This is a genomic window from Streptomyces sp. NPDC060194 (assembly GCF_042728285.1).
Taxonomy (GTDB): domain Bacteria; phylum Actinomycetota; class Actinomycetes; order Streptomycetales; family Streptomycetaceae; genus Streptomyces.
Genome location: NZ_JBHWZH010000118.1, coordinates 1 through 18,895, shown reverse-complemented (window position 1 = coordinate 18,895; position 18,895 = coordinate 1). Strand labels below are relative to the sequence as shown.

The following is an 18,895-nucleotide window of genomic DNA, read 5'->3' as shown; positions in this document are numbered from 1 at the left end:
GGATTCGGGGTGACGGCCCACGCTGCGGTGCGCGACGGTCTAGATGTCGAAGTACAGCTCGAACTCGTGGGGGTGCGGGCGGAGCTGGATCGGGGCGATCTCGTTGGTGCGCTTGTAGTCGATCCAGGTCTCGATGAGGTCGGAGGTGAAGACGCCGCCGGCCTGCAGGTACTCGTTGTCGGCCTCGAGCGCGTCGAGGACGGCGGGGAGGGAGGTCGGGACCTGGGGGACGCCCGCGTGCTCCTCGGGGGCGAGCTCGTAGAGGTCCTTGTCGATCGGCTCGGCCGGCTCGATCTTGTTCTTGACGCCGTCGAGGCCCGCGAGCAGCAGCGCGGAGAACGCGAGGTACGGGTTCGAGGACGGGTCCGGCGCGCGGAACTCGACGCGCTTGGCCTTCGGGTTCGAGCCGGTGATCGGGATGCGCATCGCGGCGGAGCGGTTGCGCTGCGAGTAGACCAGGTTGACCGGGGCCTCGAAGCCGGGGACCAGGCGGTGGTAGGAGTTCACCGTCGGGTTGGTGAAGGCGAGCAGCGACGGGGCGTGCTTGAGGATGCCGCCGATGTAGTAGCGGGCGGTGTCCGAGAGGCCGGCGTAGCCCTGCTCGTCGTAGAAGAGCGGGCTGCCGCCCTGCCACAGCGACTGGTGGACGTGCATGCCGGAGCCGTTGTCACCGAAGATCGGCTTGGGCATGAAGGTCGCGGTCTTGCCGTTGCGCCAGGCGACGTTCTTCACGATGTACTTGAAGAGCATCAGGTCGTCGGCCGCGGCGAGCAGCGTGTTGAACTTGTAGTTGATCTCGGCCTGGCCGGCGGTGCCGACCTCGTGGTGCTGGCGCTCGACCTCCAGGCCGCTGTTGGCCAGCTCCAGGGAGATCTCGGCGCGCAGGTCGGCGAAGTGGTCGACCGGCGGGGCGGGGAAGTAGCCGCCCTTGTAGCGGACCTTGTAGCCGCGGTTGTTCTCGACCGCACCGGTGTTCCAGGCGCCGGCCTCGGAGTCGATGTGGTAGAAGCTCTCGTTCGCCGACGTCTGGAAGCGGACGTTGTCGAAGACGTAGAACTCGGCCTCGGGGCCGAAGTACGCGGTGTCCGCGATGCCGGTCGAGGCGAGGTAGGCCTCGGCCTTCTTGGCGATGTTGCGCGGGTCGCGGCTGTACTGCTCGCCCGTGATCGGGTCGTGGATGAAGAAGTTGATGTTGACGGTCTTGTCGCGGCGGAAGGGGTCCACCCGCGCCGTCGACAGGTCGGCGCGCAGCGCCATGTCGGACTCGTGGATGGCCTGGAAGCCGCGGATCGACGAGCCGTCGAAGGCCAGCTCCTCGTTCGGGTCGAACGCCTTGGCCGGGATCGTGAAGTGCTGCATCACACCCGGCAGGTCGCAGAAGCGTACGTCGATGAATTTGACGTCGTTGTCCGCGATGTACTTCTTGGCGTCGTCGGCGTTCTGGAACATCCAGCTCCTCCTACTCCCGCCCGGGCTGGACGGGGTTGTAGCTCGGTTGTGCGGCCAGTGCGGTGGCACACGCTGAGACCCGACCCTAGAGACGGGGGATTTCTCAAGCATGACCCATTTGTTTCGGTGAAGTTAACCGGACACGCGTGCGGGGGACCTGCGGCGCGTAGGGCGGGGACCCCGCGTGGGGGCATCGGCGGGGCGGCGCAGTACCGTGGTGGGGTGGACAACAGGGAAGCAATCGGGTCGTGGCTGTCGGGGCCGGGCGAGGCGCTCAAGAGCATGGGTGCGGACGTCGGCTACCGGGGCGAGCGGCTCGGCCTGCCCGAGACCGGCCCGGGCGCGATCGCGCCGCTCGGCCGGCGCTTCGGCGCGATCCTGCTGGACTGGGGGCTGTGCCTGCTCATCGCATACGGGCTGCTCGCCGACGGTGACCAGACCTCGACGAGCAACTGGACGCTGCTCGTCTTCCTGATTCTCGGCATCCTCACCGTCGGCACGATCGGCGCCACGCCCGGCAAGTGGCTCTTCCGCATCCGCGTCATCGGCCTCGACGGTAGGCGCCTGCCCTTCGGCTGGGCCGTCGTCCGCACCGCGCTCCTGTGCCTCGGCCTGCCGCCCCTGATCTGGGACCGCGACGGCCGCGGGCTCCACGACCGGCTGGGGCGGGCGGTCCAGATCCGCATCTGACGGTCCCGGCGGACGCGGCCGAAGCCGTTGGGCGAGTACGGCGGCAGGGCGGGGACCCGGACGGCCGCCTCGGGCGCGACGTCTGCATGTTGGTCGCGTGACGAACCCGGCGGACCTGTTCCCGACCCGGATCCCGGGCTACGAGGGCGGCCCCCTCACGTATCCGGGCGACCTCCTGCACGAGCCCCTCTTCTGGCTCGGCCACCTCGTCTCGTGCGCGCACGGCGAGGACGCGGCGGAGCTGCTGTTCGGCGCGGACCTCGACGCGGCCGGCGAGCTCCAGAGGCGGATCCGGGAGGAGGCCCGGTGGCCCGCGTTCTTGGTCCCGCTCGCCGGCGACCACCGGCTCTGGGTGGTCTACCGCACGTTCCCGGGAGAGAACGGGACCGACTACCTGCTCCACCATCCCGACTGGGACCTGGCCGAGACGCTCGCGGTCGACGACGGCCACTTCATGGGGCCGGGCCTGTCCTGGCCGGAGCTCGTCGCGGCGGCCGACCGTACGCCTCCCGGCGGCAGCACGGACGACCCCGACGCGCGCCTGCTCCTCCTGCTGCCGGCGCTCGGCGACGACGCCGTCCCGTCCGAGGCCGCGGCCCGTCTGGCCACCGCGCTCCGGGCCCTCACCGCCGTGGACGATCCCGACGCCCTCGCCATCGCGCTCCTCGACGGCCAGGGCGCGCCCGGCCCGGCGTCCTGGACGACCTCACCGCACGGCTTCACCGTCAACGACGGCGCGTACTCCTTCCGCAACCCTGCCAACGGCTTCGCGCCGTCCGCCGACCGCCTGGCACGCGTGGGGCACGCCTTGGCGCCGTAAAGCGAGATGCTCCCCGCCGGAGAGCCGGCGGGGAGCATCGGAGGAGGGCGAAGAGGGGGTCAGCGCATCTTTCCGCGGGGCATGCGCGCGCCCTTGGAGCCGGGCATCGGGCCCTTCGGGATGGGCATGCGCGACATCATGTCGCCCATCGCCTTCAGGCGGTCGTTCGTCGCCGTGACCTGGGGCCCCGACAGCACCCGCGGAAGCTTCAGCATGGTGGTGCGGAGCTTCTTGAGGGGGACCTGGCCCTCGTCGCGGCCGACGATGAGGTCGTGGACGGGGACGTCGATGACGATGCGGGCCATCTTCTTCTTCTCCGCGGCCAGGAGCGACTTCACCCGGTTCGGGTTGCCCTCGGCGACGAGGACGATGCCGGCCTTGCCGACGGCGCGGTGGACGACGTCCTGGTTGCGGTTCATCGCCACCGCGGGGGTGGTGGTCCAGCCCCGGCCGATGTTGTCGAGCACGGCCGCGGCCGCGCCCGGCTGGCCCTCCATCTGACCGAAGGCGGCCCGCTCGGCGCGGCGCCCGAAGACGATCGCGGTGGCCAGGAAGGCCAGCAGGAAGCCGAGGATCCCGAGGTAGACCGGGAAGTCGATCAGGAACCCGATCGCGAGGAGCACACCGAAGACGCCGATGAACACGGCCGCCAGGATCAGACCGATCCTGGGGTCGGCCTTCCTGGTCATCTTGTACGTCAGGGCGATCTGTTTGAGACGCCCGGGGTTCTCGGAGGCAGAGCTCGCTGCCTGTTCCTTCCTCGCCATACGAACGAGTTTACGCGGCACCACCCCGTGCTGACGCCGTGGGCGGGTCCCGATCCGGCCCGCGAGGAGCTGATCGGCGGGGGTAGGCGGTGGCCGGCGGGGGTCGGGGGCCCTCAGCCCTGGAGCGAGCGGGCGGTGACGGCCTCGATCACGTGCTGCGCCCGGACCCGGTCCTCGGCGCGGCGGCGGTCCTCCAGGACGGACGTCCAGGCGTTGCGGCGGGCCTGGCGCTGGCCGGGGCCGAGCAGCAGGGACTCGACGGCGCGGAGGGTGGCCCCGAAGGAGGGGAGCGGCGAGGCGCGGACGACGGTCGCGGGGGCGGTCGGAAGGACGGTGGCACGGGCGGGCGCGGCCTGCATGATGGTGGGTCCCCCTCGGACTGGCGCGCTCGGCGGGTGCGCGCAGGCGGTGACGCGGTGGGTGATCCCAGCGTCACCGAGAGGTGTTACCAGGGCGTGACCGGCCGGTCAAACACCGGTGAAACCGGGACGACACCGCAAACGGAGCGACGCGGTCCGTACACCCCCCGCACCTGGGAGATTCGTACGAACCGCGTCGTGGACCTGCCGGGACCTGTGCCGGGACTCACACCGGCATGAGCACGCGCCGGGGTCCCGTCGAGCCTCGCGGCGACCCGGCGGGCTGGCGGCGGCGGAACGTACCGCCGTCACCACGCGTCACCGCCGCGGGCTCAGACCGCCTGCGACGCGGCGAGCCCGCCGCGCTTCTCGCGCGCCATCTGGAACAGCCGTCCGGCGCGGTAGGAGGAGCGCACCAGCGGGCCCGACATGACGCCGGAGAAGCCGATCTGCTCGGCCTCGTCCTTCAGCTCGACGAACTCCATCGGCTTCACCCAGCGCTCGACGGGGTGGTGCCGGGCGGAGGGCCGCAGGTACTGGGTGATGGTGATCAGCTCGCAGCCGGCCTCGTGCAGGTCCTTGAGCGCCTCGCTGACCTCCTCGCGGGTCTCGCCCATGCCGAGGATGAGGTTCGACTTGGTGACGAGGCCGAAGTCGCGCGCGTCGGTGATGACCTTCAGCGAGCGCTCGTAGCGGAAGCCGGGGCGGATGCGCTTGAAGATGCGCGGGACGGTCTCGACGTTGTGCGCGAAGACCTCGGGGCGCGACTCGAAGACCTCGCGCAGCAGGTGCGGCTCGGCGTTGAAGTCGGGGGCGAGGAGCTCGACCTTGGTACGGCCCTCGGCGCGCTCGGCGGTCTGCTGGTGGATCTGGCGGACGGTCTCGGCGTACAGCCAGGCGCCGCCGTCCTCGAGGTCGTCGCGGGCGACGCCGGTGATGGTGGCGTAGTTCAGGTCCATGGTGACGACGGACTCGCCGACGCGGCGGGGCTCGTCGCGGTCGAGGGCCTGCGGCTTGCCGGTGTCGATCTGGCAGAAGTCGCAGCGCCGGGTGCACTGGTCGCCGCCGATGAGGAAGGTGGCCTCGCGGTCCTCCCAGCACTCGTAGATGTTCGGACAGCCCGCCTCCTGGCACACGGTGTGCAGGCCCTCGCTCTTCACGAGGTTCTGCATCTTCGTGTACTCGGGGCCCATCTTCGCCCGGGTCTTGATCCACTCGGGCTTGCGCTCGATGGGGGTCTGGCTGTTCCGGACCTCCAGGCGCAGCATCTTGCGTCCGTCGGGTGCGACTGCGGACACGTCCGGCTCCCTACAGCTTCGATTCTTCGGCGTACACCAGGGTACGCCCGATGATTGCGAGTCCCTCACCGGTGGCCAACCTCTGGCCAGGAGGCCGCATTCCCCGACCTCCCGAACCCCGGCCCCGCACGGGCCGCGGTCCTACGCGGACGCGGCCAGCGGCGGCTCGATCTCGCGCGGCGCGAGGGCGGCGTTCTCCAGGACGCGCCTCAGGTGCCGCTCGACGACGGGCAGCACCTCGGCGACGGTCACCTCCCGGCCCAGCTCGTCGCTGAGCGAGGTGACGCCGGCGTCCCGGATCCCGCACGGGATGATCTTGTCGTACGAGGTGGTGTCGGGGTTCACGTTGAGGGCGAAGCCGTGCATGGTGACGCCCTTGGCGACGCGGATGCCCATCGCGCAGATCTTGCGGTCCTCGCGGCGCTGCCCGGCGTTGGACGGGGCGTACTGGGGGCCGTTCATCCGCGGGTCGAACTCGTCGTCGGTGAGCCGGGGGTCGAAGTCGAGGGAGAGGCCGCCGAGACTCGGGCGGTCCTCGACGGGGTCGCCCAGGACCCAGACGCCCGCGCGGCCCTCGACGCGGCTGGTCGCGACGCCGAACTCCTCGCAGACGCCGATGACCACGTCCTCCAGCCGGCGGAGGTGGGCGATGACGTCGACCGGCCGCGGCAGCTTCTGGATCGGGTAGCCGACGAGCTGGCCGGGGCCGTGCCAGGTGATCTTGCCGCCGCGGTCGACGTCGACGACGGGCGTCCCGTCGAGCGGGCGCTCGTTGTCGGCGGTGCGGCGGCCGGCGGTGTAGACGGGGAGGTGCTCCAGGAGCAGCACGGTGTCGGGGACCTCGTCGGCGAACCGGGCCGCATGGACCCGCCGCTGCTCGTCCCAGGCCTCCCGGTACTCGACGGCATCCGCGCCGAACCCCAGATGGACCAACCGCATCTCGCTCACGGCGCAGACTCCCTCGACGTCACCGGCGCGCTCCTTCCGTGCCCGTATGCACGACGTCGCGCCCCAGCCACTGTACGACTCGCGCGCGAAACGGTGATCTGGGTCAGTCCGTCGGCCGATCGTCATCCGATCGGATGAACGCGACGCGAAAGTGGTGAGGACGGGAGATTCTGCCGCTAAATTCGCGCCGTTCGACCGGGGCAGCCCCCGGTGACGCCTGGGCCGCGCCCGGTCCGCGCAGGCAGGAGATCGCAGAGCCGATGTCGGAACGACCCCCGCGGCGGATGCCGAACCGCCAGCTCGCCGCGCTCATCACCGAGGCCGGCTTCTCGAACGCGGGACTCGCCCGCCGGGTCGATCAGCTCGGTCTGGAGCACGGCCTCGACCTGCGCTACGACAAGACGTCCGTCACCCGCTGGCTCCGCGGCCAGCAGCCCCGGGGGACGACGCCGGCGCTGATCGCGGAGGTCTTCACCCGCCGGCTCGGCCGCCGGCTCACCGCCCTCGACCTCGGCCTCGACGCGTGCGCGCCGGTCTACGCGGGCCTCGAGTTCGCCGCCGGGCCCGCGGAGGCGGTGGACATCGTCAGCGGGCTGTGGCGCAAGGACTCCGGCAGCCACGCCGAGCTGCGGAAGATCGCCTTCACCCCGGCGGGGCTCGTCGTCCCCAGCCGGGACTGGCTGATCGGCCGGCCCGACGACCGGGTCGGCCACGGCGAGCCGCCGCCGGGCGGGCCCCGGGTCCCCGCGCAGCACGGCCCGGCGGCGCCGCGCTCGGGCCTCGGGGCGGTGGGCCTGTCCGGGCTCGTGCCGCTGCCCGCCCGGCGCCCGACCGAGCGCACGGCCGGCCAGCGCGTCACGGCGGGCGACGTCGCCGCGCTGCGCCACGTCGGCGAGCTGTTCCGCGCGCTCGACAACGCCTACGGCGGCGGGCACGCCCGGCAGGCCCTCGTCCGCTACCTGGAGCACGAGGCCGAGCCGATGCTGCGCGGCGTCTACGGCGAGACCACCGGCCGCCGGCTCTTCGGGGCCGTCGCCGACCTCACCCGGCTCGCGGGCTGGACCTCGTACGACATCGCCGCGCACGGGCTCGCCCAGCGGTACTTCGTCCAGTCGCTGCGGCTGTCGCAGGCGGCGGGGGACCGGGTGTACGGGGCGTACGTGCTGGTCACGATGAGCCGGCAGGCGGTGCACCTCGGGCACGGGCGGGAGGCGGTGCAGCTGGCGCGGGTGGCGCAGCAGGGGGTGGGGACGACCGCGCCGCCGGTGGTGCAGGCGCTGCTGCACGCGGCGGAGGCGCGGGCGCACGGCGTGCTCGGCGAGGTGCGCGCCTGTACGGGGGCGCTGGCGCGGGCGCAGCGGGCGCTGGACTCGGCCCGGCCGGGGGAGGAGGTGCCGTACTGGGCGCGCTTCTTCGACGAGGCGCAGCTCGCCGACGAGTTCGCGCACTGCCACCGGGACCTGAAGGAGTACCGGGCGGCGGCGCAGTACGCCGAGCGATCGCTCCAGCTGCGGTCGCCGGCGTTCGCGCGCAGCCGGCTGTTCTGCCGGGTGGTGCTCGCGACGGCCCGGCTCGGGCTCGGCGAGCTGGACCAGGCGTGCGCGCACGGGGCCGAGGCGGCGAAGGAGGCCGCGGAGATACGGTCGGCGCGGGCGGTGGAGTACGTGCGCGACTTCGAGCGCCGCCTTGAGCCCTACCGCGACGCGGCCCCGGCCCGGACGTACCGGGACCGCGTGTCGGCCCTGCAGGTGTGAGGGGGCGGGGAGAGCGGCGCTCACGTCCGGGAGCGGCGCTCCGGACCGAGAGCGCTGCTCTTGCGAGGGAGCGCCGCTCTGGACGGAGAGCGCCGCTCTGGAGGGAGAGTGCCGCTCTGGAGGGAGAGTGCCGCTCTGGAGGGAGAGTGCCGCTCTGGACGGAGAGCGCCGCTCTCGCCGGAGAGCGCCGCTTCCGAACCGAGAGCGCCGCTCTCGTCAGGGAGCGGTGCTCTCCACCGAGCTCACCGCTCTCACGCCGCCTTCGCCGTCTCCCCGCGCTCCGCGCCGTCCTCGGCCAAGGCGTCCCGGACGCCCAGATCCCGCAGGACCGCCCTGGCCGCCCGGTGGCCGGAGCCGAGTGCGCCCTCCAGGGTGCTGACGTCGCGGTGGTCGCCGCAGACGTAGAGGCCGGCGAGGACGCGGACGGCGCGGCGCGGGTCGTGCGGGGCCGGCATGGCCGGGACGGCCTCCGGGTCGTGGTGGACGGCCAGCCGCTCCCACCGCGCCGTCGCCACCCCGTACAGCCGCCCCAGTTGCGCCCGTACCTCCCGCTCCGCGGGCGGGACGGGCCCGAGCGCCACCGACGTCACCAGCACGCCCCCTCCCGGCGCCCGCGACGGATCGACCCGGCTCATCACCGCGCTGTACGCGACCGGCCCGCGCCCTTCCCCGGGCAGCACGAACGACGCCTCGCCGAGCGGCGGTTCGGGCGCGGCGTGGTGGAAGAGCGTGACCGGGAGGAACGCCGGCACCCGCAGCCCCGGCAGCAGCTCCGCCGCACTGCGGGCCCCCGTGGCGAGCAGCACCGAGCGGCACCGGAGCACGCCGTGGTCGGCGGTGGTGACCGAGGTCGTCGACAGCGAGGTCACCTTGACCCCGGTCCTCACCGTCCCCGCCGGCAGCCCCGCGGCGAGCAGCCGGGACAGCGCCCCCGCCCCGCCCTGCGGGACGCGGAGCGCGCCCCGCGCGAACTCCCGCAGCACGAGGTCCGCGCAGCGGCTCGACGTGGTCAGCGCGGGGTCGCTCAGCAGCGCGGTGAGCAGCGGGCGCAGCACGCCCTGGACGGTCCGGGCGGGCAGTCCGCGCTCCGACAGGGTGCGATACGCGGGGAGTTCGGGTCGGGCGAGCACCTCCTCGACGGAGAGGTCCGCGAGCCGGCCGAGGGCCGCCCCGAGCCGGGCCTGGTCGAGCGCCCCGCCCGCCGGCGCCGCCCGCGCGGTGAGGGCGCGCGCCGCGGTGAATGCGCCCCTCGTGCGCCCCTGCCGGTCCGGGACGCCGATCCGCAGGAGCCGGCCGTCGCCGTGGACGAGGGCGCCGGGGGCGAAGGACCGCAGGGCGAGGCCCGCCAGGCCGGGCGTGCCGGCCGCCGCGGAGGAGACCTGGGCGGCCAGCGGGCCGACCCGGTCGAGCCGGAAGCCGTCCCTCTCCTCGGTGACCGTCCGGCCGCCGACCTCCGGCCCCGCCTCCAGGACCAGGACGCGGACACCCGCCCTGGCCAGCCGGTGCGCGGCCGCGAGGCCCGCGAGTCCGGCCCCGACGACGACTACGTCCGCATGTTGCACGGATGGGAACACGTGCCCCTCCCCGGGGTTGCGCGGCCGCCGTCTCGGGGGACGTGCCCCGGACCGGGCCGCGGGATTCGCGCCGACGTGGTGACCGTAGGACGGGAAGCGGCCCGCGCCCAGGGGTGCGGCGCACGGGCACGGACGCACGCCGGTCGCACGCCCCCGGGCGGGGCGCCGCCAGGAAGGAGCAGCCGCAACTCCCGTACCGGGGGCCTCAGTCCAGCGCGGCCCGGATCGCGTCCTCGATGCCGGGGAACGCGAACGTGAACCCCGACTCGAGCAGCCGGGCCGGGACCACCCGCTGGCTGCCCAGTACGTCGTCGGCGAACTCCCCGAGCGCCACCCGGATCGCGGGCGCGGGCGCGGCGAAGAGCGTCGGGCGGCGCAGCACCCGGCCCATGGCCGCGGTGACGTCCCGGTTGGTGCGCGGTTCGGGGGCGGTGAGGTTGACCGGCCCGGCGAGGGCGGGCGTGTCCAGGATGTGGCACAGTGCGGCGACGTGGTCGTGCAGGGCGATGTGGCTCCAGTACTGCCGCCCGTCGCCGAGCCGCCCGCCGAGACCGGCCTTGAAGAGCGGGAAGAGCCGTCCCCAGGCGCCGCCCTCGCGGGCCACCACGAGCCCGGTGCGGGCGAGGACCGTACGGATGCCGGCCTCCTCGACCGGCTCCGCCGCGGCTTCCCACTCGACGCACACCGACGGCAGGAACCCGTCGCCGGGCGGGGCGGTCTCGTCGACGGCGCGGTCGCCGGTGTCGCCGTAGTAGCCGATCGCGCTGCTGTTGAGGAAGACGCGCGGCGGGGTGTCCAGGCTGAGGACCGCCTCGGCCAGGGCGGCCGTGCCCAGCACCCGGCTGTCGCGGATCTCGCGCTTGTAGTCGTCCGTCCACCGGTGGTCGCCGACGCCCGCGCCGGCCATGTTCACCACCGCCTCGCAGCCCGCGAGGCCGTTCGCGTCGACGAACTGCCGCTTCGGGTCCCACTCCACCTCGTCGCCGGACCGGGGCGGACGCCGCACCAGGCGGATCACCTCGTGCCCGTCGGCGGTCAGACGGCGGGACAGGGCCTTGCCGATGAGGCCGGACGAGCCGGCGATCGCGATCCTCATGCCCCTACAGTGGCAGAACCGGCTGGCAGAGTGTCCCCATGACCGACCTCCGCATACGCGCCGCCCGATCCGAGGACGCGGGGCGGCTCGCCGTCCTCGACCACGCGACGTGGTCCCCGCTGCACGCCGTGGTCCCGCGGGCCGAGCCGCCGCTCCCGCCCTTCTTCGACGCGGGCCACCCGCCGGAGGACTACCTGGTGGCCGAGGTCGGCGGGAGCATCGCCGGGTACGTCCGGCTGGGGTTCGCCTCGCCGCTGGCCTGTAACCGGCACGTGCGGCAGATCCAGGGGCTCGCCGTCGCGGACTCCGCGCGCGGGCGCGGGGTGGGGCGGGCGCTGCTGCGGGCGGTCTGCGTCAAGGCGCGGGCGGAGGGTGCCCGCCGGATCACCCTGCGGGTGCTCGGCCACAACACCCCCGCGCGGACCCTCTACGCGTCGGAGGGGTTCGTGACGGAGGGGCTGCTGCCGGAGGAGTTCCTGCTGGAGGGGGCGTACGTCGACGACGTGCTGATGGGCCGTCGGCTCTGACGGCGGACGAGAAGGGCGCGCCGTCCGTTGCGCGCCATCCGCGCCCCGACTCATCGGCCGCGCACCACCCGCCCCGCGTCGAGCCGCGCGGCACCCGCGCACACCCCCCGTAGACCCCCTCAGCCCCCGAACCGCTCCCAGAGCCGCGGCAGCCGCTCCGCGAGCGCCCCGTCGTCGTCCAGGTCGAGCGGCGTTCCCGAGGGCTTCCCCGAGCGGTCCACCCCCGCCGGGACCGGCGCGGGCGCCCCGGTGAGCTGCTCGTACGCCTCGTCCGCCGCGTAGCCGAGCTCCTCCGCGTCCCCGTCGAGATCGTCGTCGAAGTCGTCGAGGAGGTCGGCGAGGGTGTCCGCCTCGTGGAGCGCGCTCTCGAAGACCTCCCGGCCCCGGCCGATCAGCCAGCACCGGAAGTAGTCGAAGGAGTCCTTGTCGCTCGCGCCGAGCAGGACCGCCGCGGCGGCCATCACGTCCCAGGCGTAGGCCCGGTGGTAGCGGACGGAGAAGTGGCGGGCGAAGTCGAGCACGGAGTCGGGGTCGAGCAGCAGCAGCCGGTCGACCAGCAGGTCCGCGTGGTCCTCGGGGTCGCCGTCCGCCGCCTCGCGGGTGCTGTCGACGATCTCCCAGAACTCCGTCTCGTCCATCACCGCTCCAGCATGGTCGCTGCGCCCGCCGCGCGCCACGCGGAGGGCCCGCTTCAGCGGGGCGCGCGGGGACGGCCTCGCGTGACTGTCGCACGATTCACTCGTTTGGAGGGTGGAACGAACCGTTACCCGACCTCGTGAAGGGTTTGAGCCCCCCATGCGAACCGAAGACCAGCGCATCGCCGAATCCCCCGGGACCCGGGTGGCCGTGGAGGAGGCCGAGGCCGCCCTGATCGAGCACTACGCCCGGCTGGTGCGGCTCGCCTACATCACGCTTCCACCGGGTCTCGGCCGACATCGGCGCGTGCTCGCGGCGCACGCCGTGGTGCAGCGGGCGCTGCCCAGCAGGGCGACCCGGGCCGCCGCCCCGGCGAGGGGCAGGCACCGGGTGCCCGCCCAGCGCGGCGGCCAGGGCGGCCCGGGCTACGTGCTCGTCCGCGAGGAGGTGCTGCGCGCCGCGCTCGCCTACGACCACCGGCCCGGCTGGTGGCCCGGCGGGCTGCCCGCCCCGCGCGCCCTGCGCCCCACCCTGCCGGCCGTGTACGGGCTGCGGCTCTTCCCGCGCTCCGGCGGCGCCGACGAACTCGCCCTGGAGCAGGCCCTGTCCGGCGTCGACGCCGGCGCCCGCGCCGCCTTCGCGCTGCGCCGCCTCGACGGGCTCACCGAGGCCGAGACCCGCGCCCTGCTCACCGCCGCCCGCTGGCCGGACGCCGGGGCCGCCGTCCGCGCGTCGGTGCGCCTGGACCGGGCCGACGCCGCCGGTGCGGAGGGGGCCGGCCTGCTCGCGTCCGACGAGTTCGACCCCACCTCCGTCCACACCCGCCCGACCGACCTGATCCGCCGCCGCCACCGGACGCGGGCCGCGGCCGCCGCCGCCGCCGTCCTCGTCGCCGCGACGGTCGCCGTCCCCGTCGTGTTCGGTGACGGCGACGAGGGCGACGGCGTCCCGCGCGCGGCGGCCACCGGGCCCGCGGAGGACGGCGTACGGGCCAAGGCCATCGACCCGTCGCTGCTCGTGCGCGCGCCCGGCGAGCGCTGGGCGGACACCTCGCGGGTCGACTTCACCGCCTGGCCGGCCCGCGGGGACCGGCGCGAGGACACCGGGCTCCTCGGCCGCGCGCTCCAGGTCTGGGCGAACCCGGCCAAGTCCGTGCGGATCACCTCCACCCCCAGCACCCCGACCGTGCCGCCCGCCGTCCCGCCCCGGCTGCTCTACGCCGGCGACGTCGACGGGACCGCCGTCGTCCTGCTCCACGACGGGCAGCGGGCCGTGCGGTACGCCGAGCCGCTGGAGGGGGGCGGGCCGCCCGTCCTGGACTTCGCCCGCACCGACGACGCCGGGGTGACCACGGCCGCGGCCCTCGTCCTCACCCGGACCGACGGCAACGCCCGCTATCTGCTCGCCCCGTGGGTCGCCGAGACCGGCAGCCGCGACCTGCTGAGGCCGGACGCGCCCGCCACGCCCGTCGACGTCGGCTCCGACGGGGTCTCCGCGCCCGTGCCCCGGCCCGGCTCCGGGGCGTCCTGCGCCACCTGGCCGGTGCTGCAGCTGCGGTCCTCGCAGAAGATCGTCGAGAAGCACGCGTTCCTCGTCACCGACCTCGGCGACATCGCCGCCGTCCACCTCACCTACACCCCCGCCCCCGCACCCGGCGAGTCCGGTGCGGCGGCCCGCGCCCGGCAGCCGCGCGAGGCGCTCAGCGAGGCCGCGCTCGCCAGCTGGGCGCGCAGCGCCTGCTACCTCGACACCCTGCGCGGCGACGGCGTCAGGGCCGTCAACAACTGGGAGTACGCCCGCCAGGACCTGCCCGAGAGCGCCGGCACCGCGTCCTGGGTCTGCACGCGCGCCGACACCTGGCAGGGGCCCGGCAAGGTGCTCGTGCAGCTCCAGACGCCCGCCGACCGCCCCGCCGCGCCCGGCGCGCTCGTCGCCCGCGACGAGGACACCGCCGCGTGCAGCCGCTTCGGCCAGCACGTGCTCGCGGGCGCGTCCTGGCAGGCGGGCTCCGGTGACTGGTACCTGATCGCCGCCGGCAGCCGGCATGTGAACGGCATCGTCTCCAGCGGCGGCGTGAAGGCCGAGAGCAGCGGCAGCACGCTCGCCGTGCGGGCGCCGAAGGGGGCCCGCGCCGAGCTGAAGGGGCGGCTGAAGGACGGCGGGACGCTGAACGCGCTCCGCTAGCCCGCGGAGCCGCTCCCGTACAGGGCCCGCAGCGCCTCCGCCGCCCGCGCGAACCGTTCGCGCAGAGCGGCGGGGGCGAGCACCTCCACGTCCGGGCCGAGCTGGAGCAGCTGGGTGTACGCCACGTCCTGCGACTCCACCGGCAGCGTGACGACCGGCCCGTCCGCCCGCGCCAGCGCCTCCCGCGCGGCCTCCCGGTCGGTGACGTACGGCAGCCGCGCCGCGCCCGCCTCCGTCAGCCGCACGGTGACCTCCGCGCGCAGGATCGACCGCGCGAACTCCGCCGCGCGCGCGTCCCAGAACACCGGCAGGTCGAACTCCGGGTCCCGCGTGAAGCGTTCGCCGGGCTCCACGGCGGTGAACCGGTCCACCCGGTAGACCCGGTGCGCCCCGCCCTCCTCGCGCGGCCGCGCGCACAGGTACCAGGTGCCCGCCTTCAGGACCAGGCCGTACGGTTCCAGCTCGCGGGTCACCTCGCGGTCCCGGCAGGCGTAGCGGACGGCCACCGTGCGGTCGTCCCACACCGCCTCCGCGACCGGCGGCAGCAGGGGCGGGGGTTCGGGGGCCTGGTACCAGCCGGGGGCGTCCAGGTGGAAGCGCTGGGCCGCGAGCTGCTCGGCGTCCCGGAGCGAGGGCAGCAGGGCGGCGGACACCTTCAGGCGGGCCGCCGACGCGGCGTCCTCGAGCCCCATCTCCCGCAGCGCGCCCGGCACCCCCGACAGGAACAGCGCCTCCGCCTCGCCGCGCGCCAGACCCGTCAGCCGGGTCCGGTACCCGCCCACCAGCCGGTACCCGCCGTACCGCCCCCGCTCCGCCCGCACCGGGATCCCCGCGTCCGCCAGCGCCTGCGCGTCCCGCGTCACCGTCCGCTCCGACACCTCCAGCTCGCGCGCGAGCTCGGCGGCGGACATCGACGCCCGCGCCTGGAGCAGCAGCACCATCCGGATGAGTCGCGCGGCACGCATGGGGGCATTCTGCCGGACACACCGAGGCCCGCCGGTCGTCCGAGGACGTCCGGCGGGCCTCCGAGTGGCTGCTTACAGGCCGTAGCGCTCGCGCGCCTCCTTCACCGCGGTGACGGCGACCTCACCCCGCCGCGCCAGCTGGGCGAGCGCCGCGACGACGATCGACTCCGCGTCGACCCCGAAGTGGCGGCGGGCGGCCTCGCGGGTGTCGGAGAGGCCGAAGCCGTCCGCGCCGAGCGAGGAGTAGTCCTGCCGCACCCACTGGGCGATCTGGTCGGGCAGCTGCCGCATGTAGTCGGTGACGGCGAGCACCGGCCCCTCCGCCCCGATCAGCGCCTGCTGGATGTACGGCGTGCGCTCCTCGCCCCGCAGCAGCGCCGCGTCCGCCTCCAGCGCGTCGCGCCGCAGCTCGGTCCACGACGTCGCGGACCACACGTCGGCCGCGACCCCCCACTCCTCGGCGAGCTTCCGCTGCGCGTCGAGCGCCCAGTGGATCGCCGTGCCCGAGGACATCAGCTGCAGCCGCGGCGCGTTGGCCCGTACCGTCAGCCCCGCCGACTCCGCCGTGTTGAACCGGTAGAGCCCCTTGACGATGCCCTCGTCGACCCCGGCCGGCTTCGCGGGCTGCGGCATCGGCTCGTTGTAGACGGTGAGGTAGTAGAAGACGTCTTCCGGCTGGTCTCCGTACATCCGCCGCAACCCGTCCTTGACGATCGCCGCGACCTCGTACGCGAACGCCGGGTCGTACGTCAGCGCCGCCGGGTTCGTCGCGGCGATGACGGGGGAGTGCCCGTCGGCGTGCTGCAGGCCCTCACCCGTGAGGGTCGTGCGCCCGGCCGTCGCGCCGACGAGGAAGCCCTTGCCGAGCTGGTCGGCGAGCTGCCACATCTGGTCGGCGGTCCGCTGCCAGCCGAACATCGAGTAGAAGATGTAGAACGGGATCATCGTCTCGCCGTGCGTGGAGTACGCGGTCGACGCGGCGATGAAGTCGGCCATGGACCCGGCCTCGGTGATCCCCTCGTTGAGGATCTGCCCGTCCACGGCCTCCTTGTAGTACATCAGCTGGTCGCGGTCGACCGGCTCGTACGTCTGGCCCTTCGGCGAGTAGATGCCGAGCGACGGGAACAGCGACTCCATGCCGAAGGTGCGCGCCTCGTCGGGGACGATCGGCACCCAGCGCTTCCCGCTCTGCTTGTCGCGGACGAGGTCCTTCACCAGGCGGACGAAGGCCATCGTCGTCGCGACCGACTGCGAGCCCGATCCCTTGTCGAACGCGGCGAACGACTTGTCCGCGGGCATCGGCAGGGCCGGCACGGCGTGCGTGCGGCGGGCGGGCGCGGGGCCGCCGAGGGCCGCGCGGCGCTCCTGGAGGTAGCGGACCTCGGGGGAGTCGGCGCCGGGGTGGCCGTAGGGGACCACGCCGTCGACGAACGCGCTGTCGGGGATGGGGAGTTCGAGCAGGTCCCGCATGCCCTTGAACTCGTCGACGGTGAGCTTCTTCATCTGGTGGTTCGCGTTCTTCGACGCGAAGCCGGTGCCGAGCGTGTGGCCCTTGACGGTCTGCGCCAGGATCACGGTCGGCGCGCCCTTGTGCGCGAGCGCCGCCTTGTACGCGGCGAACACCTTCCGCGGCTCGTGGCCGCCGCGCGACAGCTGGAAGCACTCGACGATCTTGTCGTCGGAGAGCAGCGCGCCCATCGCGGCCAGCTTCGGGTCCTTGCCGAAGAAGTCCTCGCGGATGTAGGCCGCGTCCCGGGTCTGGTACGTCTGCACCTGCGCGTCCGGCACCTCGCGCAGCCGGCGGACCAGCGCGCCGTCGGTGTCGAGCTGCAGCAGCTCGTCCCAGGCGGTGCCCCACAGCGACTTCACGACGTTCCAGCCGGCGCCGCGGAACTGGGCCTCCAGCTCCTGCACGATCTTGAAGTTCGCGCGGACCGGGCCGTCGAGGCGCTGGAGGTTGCAGTTGACGACGAAGGTCAGGTTGTCCAGACCCTCACGCGCGGCCAGGGCGAGGGCGGCCGTCGACTCCGGCTCGTCCATCTCGCCGTCGCCGAGGAAGGCCCACACGTGCGAGGCGGAGACGTCCTTGATCTTCCGGTTGGTGAGGTACCGGTTGAAGCGGGCCTGGTAGATCGCCGAGAGCGGGCCGAGGCCCATGGAGACGGTCGGGAACTCCCACAGCCAGGGCAGCCGGCGCGGGTGCGGGTAGGAGGGCAGGCCCTTGCCGCCGGCCTCGCGCCGGAAGTGGTCGAGGTCGGTCTCGGTGAGCCGGCCGTCGAGGAAGGCGCGGGCGTAGACGCCGGGGGAGGCGTGGCCCTGGATGAAGAGCTGGTCGCCGGAGCCGGGGGCGTCCGCCGCGTCCTTGCCGCGGAAGAAGTGGTTGAAGCCCGTCTCGTACAGCCAGGCCGCGGACGCGAAGGTCGCGATGTGGCCGCCGACGCCGTACTTCGAGGAGCGGGTGACCATCGCGGCCGCGTTCCAGCGGTTCCAGGCGGTGATCCGCTGCTCCAGGGCGAGGTCGCCCTCGTGGGCGGGCTCGGCGGAGGTGGGGATGGTGTTGACGTAGTCCGTCTCCAGCATCTTCGGCAGGGCCAGGCCCGTGCTGTCGGCGTGCTGGAGGGTGCGGCGCATCAGGTAGGCGGCGCGGTGCGGACCGGCCGCTTTCGTGACGGCGTCCAGGGAGGCCGCCCATTCGGCGGTCTCCTCGGTGTCACGGTCCGGGAGCTGGTCGAGCTCGCTCGGGGAAATGCCTGCGGGGTCGGTCACGGTGGCCGCCTTCCGGACTGCTGGGAGGGGGTGGGGAGTGCTGCGGTGGCTGGTGTCTGGCAGGACAGGAGCCGAAGAGGCTGGGTGCAGCCCGTCAGGAACTGTAAACCCGTGATCGATGATCGATCAAAGGTCGAGGGCGAAAATCCGCTCGAACGACGAAAGTCGGCACGGCGTGCCCCCGGAAAAGGCACGCGGTGCCGACTTACATCGGTACGAAACGGTTCCCCGCGCAGGTCAGCCCGTCGCCGCCCCGTCCTCCTCCGGAGCCGGCGCGCAGCCGAGCACGTGGTTCTTCACCAGCTCCCCGATCCGCGGGTCACGGCGCCGGAACGCCTCCACCAGCGCCTCGTGCTCCTCGGCGTACGACTGCTGCACCGTCCCCAGCCAGCGGATCGACAGCGCCGTGAACACCTCGATGCCCAGGCCCTCCCAGGTGTGCAGCAGCACCGCGTTCCCCGCCGCCCGCACCAGCTCGCGGTGGAACGCCACCGTGTGCCGCACCTGCGCCTCGGAGTCCCCGGCCCGGTCCGCCTCGTACAGGGCGGCCACGGACGGCTCCAGGGCGCTCACGTCGGCCGCCAGCCGCTCGGCCGCGAGCTCCGCCGCGATCTGCTCCAGACCCGCCCGCACGGGGTAGATCTCGTCGAGGTCCGCCGCGCTCAGGTCCCGCACCCGCACGCCCTTGTTCGGCGCGGACTCGATCAGCCGCAGGCTCTCCAGCTCCCGCAGCGCCTCGCGCACCGGCGTCTGGCTGACCTCCAGCTCCACCGCGATCCGCCGCTCCACGATCCGCTCGCCGGGCTTCCAGCGCCCGCTCACGATCCCGTCCACGATGTGCTCGCGGATCTGCTCGCGCAGCGAGTGGATGACGGGCGCGGTCATGGCGGGCTCCTTCGAGAGGACGTTGCGTCCGGGCGGCCGGGCGTCGACGGACTAGACAATACGGCCGCCGCCCGGCCCGGACCCGCCCCGCGACGACTCGGCGCGGGTGACGCTCACTACACGGAACCCGGTGGTCAGGACGGCAACGGCGAGGGCCCCGCCCGGACGGGGTGCGTC

16 protein-coding genes are annotated in these 18,895 nt (G+C 74.0%); 5 read left to right on the top strand and 11 right to left on the bottom strand.

The features are described from left to right. Window positions 1-39: 39 nt before the first annotated feature. A complete protein-coding gene (glnA, locus tag ACFWEG_RS22450) occupies window positions 40-1,449 on the bottom strand; it encodes a type I glutamate--ammonia ligase (RefSeq protein ID WP_387217968.1) in 1,410 nt (469 codons plus the stop codon). Window positions 1,450-1,671: 222 nt separating this feature from the next. Here glnA and ACFWEG_RS22445 point away from each other — a divergent pair, with 222 nt between their 5' ends. Both ACFWEG_RS22445 and ACFWEG_RS22440 read left to right on the top strand, forming a co-directional pair. Next, window positions 1,672-2,139, top strand: coding sequence for an RDD family protein (locus tag ACFWEG_RS22445; RefSeq protein ID WP_387217965.1), 468 nt, complete (start codon window positions 1,672-1,674; stop codon window positions 2,137-2,139). A 97-nt stretch (window positions 2,140-2,236) separates the two neighbouring features. Then, window positions 2,237-2,959, top strand: coding sequence for a hypothetical protein (locus ACFWEG_RS22440; protein ID WP_387217962.1), 723 nt, complete (start codon window positions 2,237-2,239; stop codon window positions 2,957-2,959). Window positions 2,960-3,018: 59 nt separating this feature from the next. Here ACFWEG_RS22440 and ACFWEG_RS22435 read toward each other — a convergent pair whose 3' ends face one another. The 4 genes from ACFWEG_RS22435 to lipB all read right to left on the bottom strand — a co-directional run bounded on the left by ACFWEG_RS22435 (window position 3,019) and on the right by lipB (window position 6,331). Then, on the bottom strand, window positions 3,019-3,726 hold the full coding sequence (locus ACFWEG_RS22435; RefSeq protein ID WP_387217961.1) for a DUF4191 domain-containing protein: 708 nt from the start codon (window positions 3,724-3,726) through the stop codon (window positions 3,019-3,021). Window positions 3,727-3,839: 113 nt separating this feature from the next. Beyond that, window positions 3,840-4,085, bottom strand: a complete 246-nt coding sequence (locus tag ACFWEG_RS22430) for a hypothetical protein (RefSeq protein ID WP_387217958.1) — start codon at window positions 4,083-4,085, stop codon at window positions 3,840-3,842. Window positions 4,086-4,417: 332 nt separating this feature from the next. After that, a complete protein-coding gene (lipA, locus tag ACFWEG_RS22425; protein ID WP_387217956.1) occupies window positions 4,418-5,383 on the bottom strand; it encodes a lipoyl synthase in 966 nt (321 codons plus the stop codon). A gap of 141 nt (window positions 5,384-5,524) precedes the next feature. After that, a complete protein-coding gene (gene lipB / locus ACFWEG_RS22420) occupies window positions 5,525-6,331 on the bottom strand; it encodes a lipoyl(octanoyl) transferase LipB (protein WP_387217954.1) in 807 nt (268 codons plus the stop codon). Between the two features lie 260 nt (window positions 6,332-6,591). Between lipB and ACFWEG_RS22415 the strand changes: the two genes are divergently transcribed. Continuing rightward, complete coding sequence (locus tag ACFWEG_RS22415; RefSeq protein WP_387217951.1) at window positions 6,592-8,085, top strand: regulator; 1,494 nt, start codon at window positions 6,592-6,594, stop codon at window positions 8,083-8,085. A 251-nt stretch (window positions 8,086-8,336) separates the two neighbouring features. Here the strand turns inward: ACFWEG_RS22415 and ACFWEG_RS22410 are convergent, their stop codons facing one another. Further along, a complete protein-coding gene (locus tag ACFWEG_RS22410; protein ID WP_387217949.1) occupies window positions 8,337-9,659 on the bottom strand; it encodes an FAD-dependent oxidoreductase in 1,323 nt (440 codons plus the stop codon). A gap of 205 nt (window positions 9,660-9,864) precedes the next feature. Beyond that, window positions 9,865-10,755, bottom strand: coding sequence for a TIGR01777 family oxidoreductase (locus ACFWEG_RS22405; RefSeq protein ID WP_387217946.1), 891 nt, complete (start codon window positions 10,753-10,755; stop codon window positions 9,865-9,867). Between the two features lie 38 nt (window positions 10,756-10,793). On the opposite strand from ACFWEG_RS22405, the gene ACFWEG_RS22400 reads away from it, so the two are divergent. Further along, complete coding sequence (locus ACFWEG_RS22400; protein WP_387217944.1) at window positions 10,794-11,282, top strand: GNAT family N-acetyltransferase; 489 nt, start codon at window positions 10,794-10,796, stop codon at window positions 11,280-11,282. A 119-nt stretch (window positions 11,283-11,401) separates the two neighbouring features. On the opposite strand, the gene ACFWEG_RS22395 is transcribed toward ACFWEG_RS22400, so the two are convergent. Then, window positions 11,402-11,920, bottom strand: a complete 519-nt coding sequence (locus ACFWEG_RS22395) for a DUF4240 domain-containing protein (RefSeq protein ID WP_387217942.1) — start codon at window positions 11,918-11,920, stop codon at window positions 11,402-11,404. A gap of 157 nt (window positions 11,921-12,077) precedes the next feature. Between ACFWEG_RS22395 and ACFWEG_RS22390 the strand changes: the two genes are divergently transcribed. After that, the gene (locus ACFWEG_RS22390; protein ID WP_387217940.1) at window positions 12,078-14,102 is read left to right on the top strand and encodes a hypothetical protein; all 2,025 of its coding nucleotides are present in this window, start codon (window positions 12,078-12,080) and stop codon (window positions 14,100-14,102) included. Here the strand turns inward: ACFWEG_RS22390 and ACFWEG_RS22385 are convergent. The 3 genes from ACFWEG_RS22385 to ACFWEG_RS22375 form a co-directional block, all read right to left on the bottom strand. After that, window positions 14,099-15,067, bottom strand: a complete 969-nt coding sequence (locus ACFWEG_RS22385) for a helix-turn-helix transcriptional regulator (protein WP_387217937.1) — start codon at window positions 15,065-15,067, stop codon at window positions 14,099-14,101. The two genes, ACFWEG_RS22390 and ACFWEG_RS22385, sit on opposite strands and share 4 nt — an antisense overlap. Before the next feature lie 72 nt (window positions 15,068-15,139). Beyond that, window positions 15,140-17,833, bottom strand: a complete 2,694-nt coding sequence (aceE, locus tag ACFWEG_RS22380; RefSeq protein ID WP_387217934.1) for a pyruvate dehydrogenase (acetyl-transferring), homodimeric type — start codon at window positions 17,831-17,833, stop codon at window positions 15,140-15,142. Between the two features lie 237 nt (window positions 17,834-18,070). Next, on the bottom strand, window positions 18,071-18,718 hold the full coding sequence (locus ACFWEG_RS22375; RefSeq protein WP_387217932.1) for a GntR family transcriptional regulator: 648 nt from the start codon (window positions 18,716-18,718) through the stop codon (window positions 18,071-18,073). Between the last annotated feature and the right edge of the window lie 177 nt (window positions 18,719-18,895).

Bases quoted from the DNA above. Each gene is read 5' to 3' on its own strand.
- glnA (WP_387217968.1), bottom strand. From the start codon at position 1,449: ATGTTCCAGAACGCCGACGACGCCAAGAAGTACATCGCGGACAACGAC.
- ACFWEG_RS22435 (WP_387217961.1), bottom strand. From the start codon at position 3,726: ATGGCGAGGAAGGAACAGGCAGCGAGCTCTGCCTCCGAGAACCCCGGG.
- ACFWEG_RS22430 (WP_387217958.1), bottom strand. From the start codon at position 4,085: ATGCAGGCCGCGCCCGCCCGTGCCACCGTCCTTCCGACCGCCCCCGCG.
- ACFWEG_RS22415 (WP_387217951.1), top strand. From the start codon at position 6,592: ATGTCGGAACGACCCCCGCGGCGGATGCCGAACCGCCAGCTCGCCGCG.
- ACFWEG_RS22405 (WP_387217946.1), bottom strand. From the start codon at position 10,755: ATGAGGATCGCGATCGCCGGCTCGTCCGGCCTCATCGGCAAGGCCCTG.
- ACFWEG_RS22400 (WP_387217944.1), top strand. From the start codon at position 10,794: ATGACCGACCTCCGCATACGCGCCGCCCGATCCGAGGACGCGGGGCGG.
- ACFWEG_RS22395 (WP_387217942.1), bottom strand. From the start codon at position 11,920: ATGGACGAGACGGAGTTCTGGGAGATCGTCGACAGCACCCGCGAGGCG.
- ACFWEG_RS22390 (WP_387217940.1), top strand. From the start codon at position 12,078: ATGCGAACCGAAGACCAGCGCATCGCCGAATCCCCCGGGACCCGGGTG.
- ACFWEG_RS22385 (WP_387217937.1), bottom strand. From the start codon at position 15,067: ATGCGTGCCGCGCGACTCATCCGGATGGTGCTGCTGCTCCAGGCGCGG.
- ACFWEG_RS22375 (WP_387217932.1), bottom strand. From the start codon at position 18,718: ATGACCGCGCCCGTCATCCACTCGCTGCGCGAGCAGATCCGCGAGCAC.